This window comes from Streptomyces sp. NPDC005794 (assembly GCF_042871445.1).
Classification (GTDB): Bacteria; Actinomycetota; Actinomycetes; order Streptomycetales; family Streptomycetaceae; genus Streptomyces.
On sequence record NZ_JBIAIN010000047.1, the window covers coordinates 1 to 5,817 of the forward strand.

The 5,817-nt window shown below is 70.3% G+C and carries 1 protein-coding gene; it reads right to left on the reverse strand.

All coding sequences use genetic code 11. From position 1 onward, the window contains the following. Positions 1-5,817 (reverse strand): SDR family NAD(P)-dependent oxidoreductase (locus ACFYQ5_RS35955; RefSeq protein ID WP_389203822.1); only part of this gene is annotated, 5,817 nt, incomplete at both ends.

Here is a 5,817-nt window from a genome sequence, read left to right on the forward strand (position 1 = left end):
CGCTCCCCCGAACCCACCGCGTCCAACGCAACCACCGGAACCCGCTCCCCCGAAACCACGGACTGCCGCCGCCACTCGACGTGAAACAGCGAGTCCGCATGCGGATCCGGGGTGCTCATCTGCTCGATGAGCTCCTTCGACATGGGCCGGAAGACCAGTGAGGCCACCGAGGCCACCGGTGTCCCGGTGGCGTCCGCGACCTGGAGCGAGACGCCGTCCGTGCCCGCCGGTACCAGACGGACGCGCACCGTGGCGGCACCCGCAGCGTGCAGGGTGACGCCGGTCCAAGTGAAGGGCAGCCCGTCCGCCGCAGGTGTGGTGCCCGACGCGCCCGCGGTCGCCGCACCGGCGGCCCGGGCGTGCAGGGCGGCGTCGAGGATCGCCGGGTGCAGGCCGAAGGAACCGGCCTGTGTGTGCTCGTCCTCCGGCAGCGCCACCTCGGCGAACACCTCGTCGCCGCGCCGCCAGGCGGCCCGCAGCCCCTGGAACACCGGCCCGTAGTCGAAGCCCGCCGCCGACAGCTCGTCGTAGAGCCCGTCGACGGGCAGCGGCTCCGCGTCGCGCGGCGGCCAGAAGACCAGGTCCCCCGGCGCGGCGGACGCGTCCGGTGCGGACTCGGTCAGGGCGCCGGTGGCGTTCTTGGTCCAGGCGCCCGCCGACAGTCCCTCGGCCCCGGCGCCCGGTTCGGGGCGCGAGTGCAGGCTGATGGCCCTATGACCGGCGGCGTCAGCCGCCTCGACCCGCAACTGAAGCTGCATGCTGCCGCTCTCCGGGAGGACCAGCGGCGCGCCGAGCGTCAGCTCGTCGAGTGTGCCGCAACCGATCTGGCCGCCCGCGTAGCCCGCCAGTTCCACGAACGCGGTCCCCGGCAGCAGCACCCGCCCGGCCACGACATGATCCGCCAGCCACGGATGCGTGGCCAGGGACAACCGCCCCGTGAACAGATAACCGTCCGTGTCCGCCAGCGGCACCGCGGCCCCCAACAGCGGGTGCCCGGCCGAAGCGAGCCCGGCGGACTCTACGTCGGCCGAGGCTCCAGTCTGCCGGAGCCAGTAGCTCTGGTGCTGGAAGGCGTAGGTGGGCAGGTCGATGCGGGTACGGGCCTCGGCCGGGGCAAACAACGGCGCCCAGTCGACCCCCACACCACGCACATGCGCCCTCGCCAGGGCGGTCAGGAAGCTGTCCGCCTCGGGACGGTCCTTGCGCAGAGCCCCGATCAGCCCAGCCTGTGCGGCCGGGTCGGTGAACGTGTCATGCGCCATCGCCGTCAACACGGATTCCGGGCCCAGCTCCAGAAGTGTGGTCACACCCTGCGCCGTAAAGGTGCCGAGTCCGTCATGGAAGCGGACAGCCTCACGGATGTGCCCGACCCAATACCCCGGATCCTGAAGCTCGGCCACTCCCGCCAGCTCACCGGTGACGTTGGAGACCACCGACAAGACCGGCACCCCATACGACAAACCCTCCGCGACCTCACGGAAATCATCCAGCACAGGATCCATCAACGGCGAGTGGAAAGCATGCGACACCCTCAGCCACCGCACCTTCCGACCCCCACCACGCAAGACTGTCTCCAGGCCCTCCAGAACCACACGATCACCGGAAAGCACCACCTGAGACGGCCCGTTCACAGCCGCCACACCCACCCGATCACTGAGCAACGGCAGCACATCGGCCTCCACCGCCTGGACCGCCAACATCGCCCCACCCTCGGGCAACGCCTGCATCAACCGACCACGCGCAACCACCAGCCGAACCGCATCCTCCAGCGACCAGAGGCCGGCCACAAACGCCGCGACCAACTCACCGACCGAATGCCCACCCACAACATCCGGCCTCACCCCAAACCACTCCGCAAGCCGATACAACGCCACCTCGACCGCGAACAGCGCAGGCTGCGCATACTCCGTCCGCTCCAACAACCCCGCATCCCCACCGAACATCACGTCCTTCAAAGGACGGTCCAGCAACCCGTCCAGATGCGCACACACCTCATCCAACGCATCCGCGAACACCGGGAACGCCTCATACAACTCACGCCCCATACCAACCCGCTGACTACCCTGACCAGTGAAAACGATCCCGAGACGACCCTCGACGACCGAACCCTGAACGACACCCGGCCCACCCGACGCCAGCGACTCCAAACCGGTCAGGAAATCTCCACGCTCCCGGCCGAACACCACCGCACGATGCTCATGCAGAGCCCGGCCCGACAGCAACGACCAGCCGACGTCAACGGGTTGAGAGGCCGATTCCTCGGCCACGTGATCCCTCAGCCTCTCGGCCTGCGCCCGCAGCGCCTCAGCGCTGCGACCCGACACCACCCACGGCACGACCACCACAGGCGACGAGACGACCACCGGAGACTCCACCCCGGCAAGCTCCTCCACCGGGGCCTGCTCCACGATCACATGCGCGTTCGTACCGCTCACACCGAACGACGACACACCCGCACGACGCGGAACACCCTCACCCCGGTCGGCCCACTCACGCGCCTCCGTCAGCAACTCGACAGCACCCGCCGACCAGTCCACATGCGAACTCGGCTCATCCACATGCAAGGTCCGAGGCAACACACCAGCCCGCATCGCCATCACCATCTTGATGACACCCGCGACACCAGCCGCCGCCTGCGTATGACCGATGTTCGACTTGATCGACCCCAGCCACAACGGCACCCCAGCAGAACGCTCCTGACCGTACGTGGCAAGCAACGCCTGCGCCTCGATCGGATCACCCAACGTCGTACCCGTACCATGCGCCTCCACCGCATCGACGTCACCGGCCGACAGACCGGCACTGGCAAGGGCGGCACGAATCACCCGCTGCTGGGAGGGGCCGTTCGGGGCGGTGAGGCCATTGCTCGCACCGTCCTGGTTCACGGCCGAACCACGGACGACGGCCAGGACGTCATGGCCGTTGCGACGCGCATCCGACAACCGCTCCAGGAGCAGCAGGCCCACACCCTCACCCCAGCCCGTACCATCCGCAGCCTCCGCGAACGCCTTGCACCGACCATCCACCGCAAGCCCACGCTGACGACTGAACTCGATGAAGGCGCCGGGGTTGGACATCACCGTGACGCCGCCGGCGAGTGCCATGTCGCACTCGCCCCGGCGCAACGCCTGCGCGGCCAGGTGCAGGGCGACCAGCGACGACGAGCACGCCGTGTCCACCGTCACCGCCGGGCCTTCGAGGCCGAAGGAGTAGGACAGACGGCCGGAGATGACGCTCGTCGCGCCGCCCGCCAGCAGGTAGCCCTCGACGCCCTCGGGGGCCTGTTGCAGACCTGAGCCGTAGCCTTGGGACGAGGCGCCGACGAAGACCCCGGCCTGGCTGCCGTGCAGCGTCGCCGGGTCGATGCCCGCGCGCTCGAACAGTTCCCACGCCGTCTCCAGGAGGAGCCGCTGCTGCGGGTCCATGGCGAGGGCCTCGCGCGGGGAGATACCGAAGAAGACGGGGTCGAACTGGTCGGCCTCGTAGAGGAATCCGCCCTGGTGGGCGTAGCTCGTGCCTCGCTGCTCCGGGTCTGCGTCGTAGAGGGCTTCGAGGTCCCAGCCACGGCCGCCCGGGAAGTCGGACATGGCGTCCGCGCCCTCGGCCAGGAGCCGCCAGAGGCCGGCCGGGCTGGTGACTCCGCCGGGATAGCGGCAGCTCATCGACACGATCACCACCGGGTCGTCCTCGGCACCCGCCGCCGCGCCGGCCGGATCCAGGGCTCCGCCGGGGGCGGGCCGGCCGCCCTCGTCGTCTCCGACGAGCCGCGTCCGCAGGTGGTCCGCGAGCGCGGCCGAGGTGGGGTAGTCGAAGACGAGGGTGGTGGGCAGCTTGAGACCGGTGGCGCCGGCGAGGCGGTTGCGCACCTCGACAGCCGTCAACGAATCGAAGCCCAGCTCACGGAAGGCACGGCCCGGCTCGACCGCTCCCCCGCCCGGATACCCGAGCACCGAGGCCGCGTTCGCCCGTACGAGATCGAGCAGCAGCCGCTCCTGCTCCGCCGCGGCAAGCCCGGCGAGCCGCTCGGCCCACTCGGAACCGGGGGCGCCCTGCTTCCACGTGGCGGTGGAATCGGCTTCGGGTTCGGGTTCGGCAAGAACGCGTCGTACCTCGGGCAGATCCCCGATGAACGGGCTCGGCCGCACCGATGTGAACGAGGGCGCGAACCGCTTCCAGTCCACATCCGCCACCGCCACGAACGTCTCGTCACCCGCCACCGCCTGGGCCAGCGACGCCACCGCACGCTCCGGCGCCATCGCCTCCAGGCCACGGCGTCGCAGGTGCTCCGCCTCCTCGTCACCGGCCATGCCGCCGCCGGCCCACAGGCCCCAAGCGATGGAGGTGGCGGCCAGACCACGGGCCCTGCGGTGTTCGGCGAGCGCGTCAAGGTAAGCGTTGGCGGCCGCGTACGCACCCTGGCCACCGCCGCCCCACACACCGGAGTTGGACGAAAAAAGCACGAACGCGTCGAGACCCTCGAGGTCGACCAGTTCGTCCAGATGCGTGGCACCCGCAGTCTTTGCGCCGAACACCTCCGCGATGTCGGCCACGGTCATTCCGTCCAGGGGCTGCGTCTGTCCGACACCGGCCGTGTGAAAGACGGACCGCAGGGTGCGTCCGTCGGCGGTCAGGCCCTCGACCAGCCTCTCGACCGCGTCCCGGTCGGCCACGTCGCAGGCTGCGACGGTGACCGCGGCACCCAACTCCTCCAGCTCCGCCTTCAGTTCGAGGGCGCCAGGCGCATCGATACCACGACGGCTCGTAAGAACGAGGTGCTCCACGCCCTCACCCGCCAGCCACCGCGCCACATGCCCACCGATCGCCCCCGTGCCACCGGTGACCAGCGCCGTCCCGCGCACCGTCCACTTCTGCGAGGACTCGGCCGCTTCGGCGTGTACCAGGCGACGGACGAGTACACCGGAGCCGCGTACGGCGAACTGGTCCTCGTCCTCGACTCCCGTGAGGGCGGCGGCGAAGCGCGCACCCGCACGGGCGTCGTACGTCCGGGGCAGGTCGATCAGACCACCCCAAAGCTCCGGGTACTCCAGAGCCACGACACGGCCCAGGCCCCACAGCTGAGCCTGAACCGGCGACTCCACCCCATCACTGCGACCGGTCGACACCGCACCCGACGTCACCGACCACAACCGCGCACCCACCCCGGCATCACCAAGGGCCTGCACCAACGCCACCGAACCCACAAGCCCGACCGGCACACCGGCATGGTCCACATGCCCCGACTCATCCAACCCGAGCAGCGACACCACACCGGCAAGACCCGCCTCCGCCAGACCCCCCAGCCGCCCGGACAGCACCTCCCGGGTCGACTCGTCCGGCGTGACCACGAGCTCGACGACCTCCGCACCGGCTCGCGTCAGGGCTTCGCCCGCACCGGCCGCCCAAGGGTGCTCGACCGCGTTCTCGGGCAGTACGAGGGCCCACCGCCCGGAGAGACCGGAGGCCGCCGACACGACACCGCTCGGCAGCGGCTTCCAGGTCACCCGATATCGCCAGCCGTCGAGTGTCGACCGCTCACGCCGCTGCCGCCGCCACGACGACAACACCGGCAGCACGGCCCTCAACTCGGCAGCGGAACCATCCGCCACGTCGAGCTCAGCAGCCAGCCCCTCCAGGTCCTCCCGCTCCACAGCCTCCCAGAACCGCGCCTCGACCTCGTCCACCTCGGGCGACGCCGCCATGTCCGCAGGGTCGGAGTGGTCGGGCCAGTAGTGCTGGCGCTGGAAGGCGTAGGTGGGCAGGTCGACCACGGCCTGGGCATCCGGATAGAGGGCCTTCCAGTCGAGCTCGGCGCCGTGT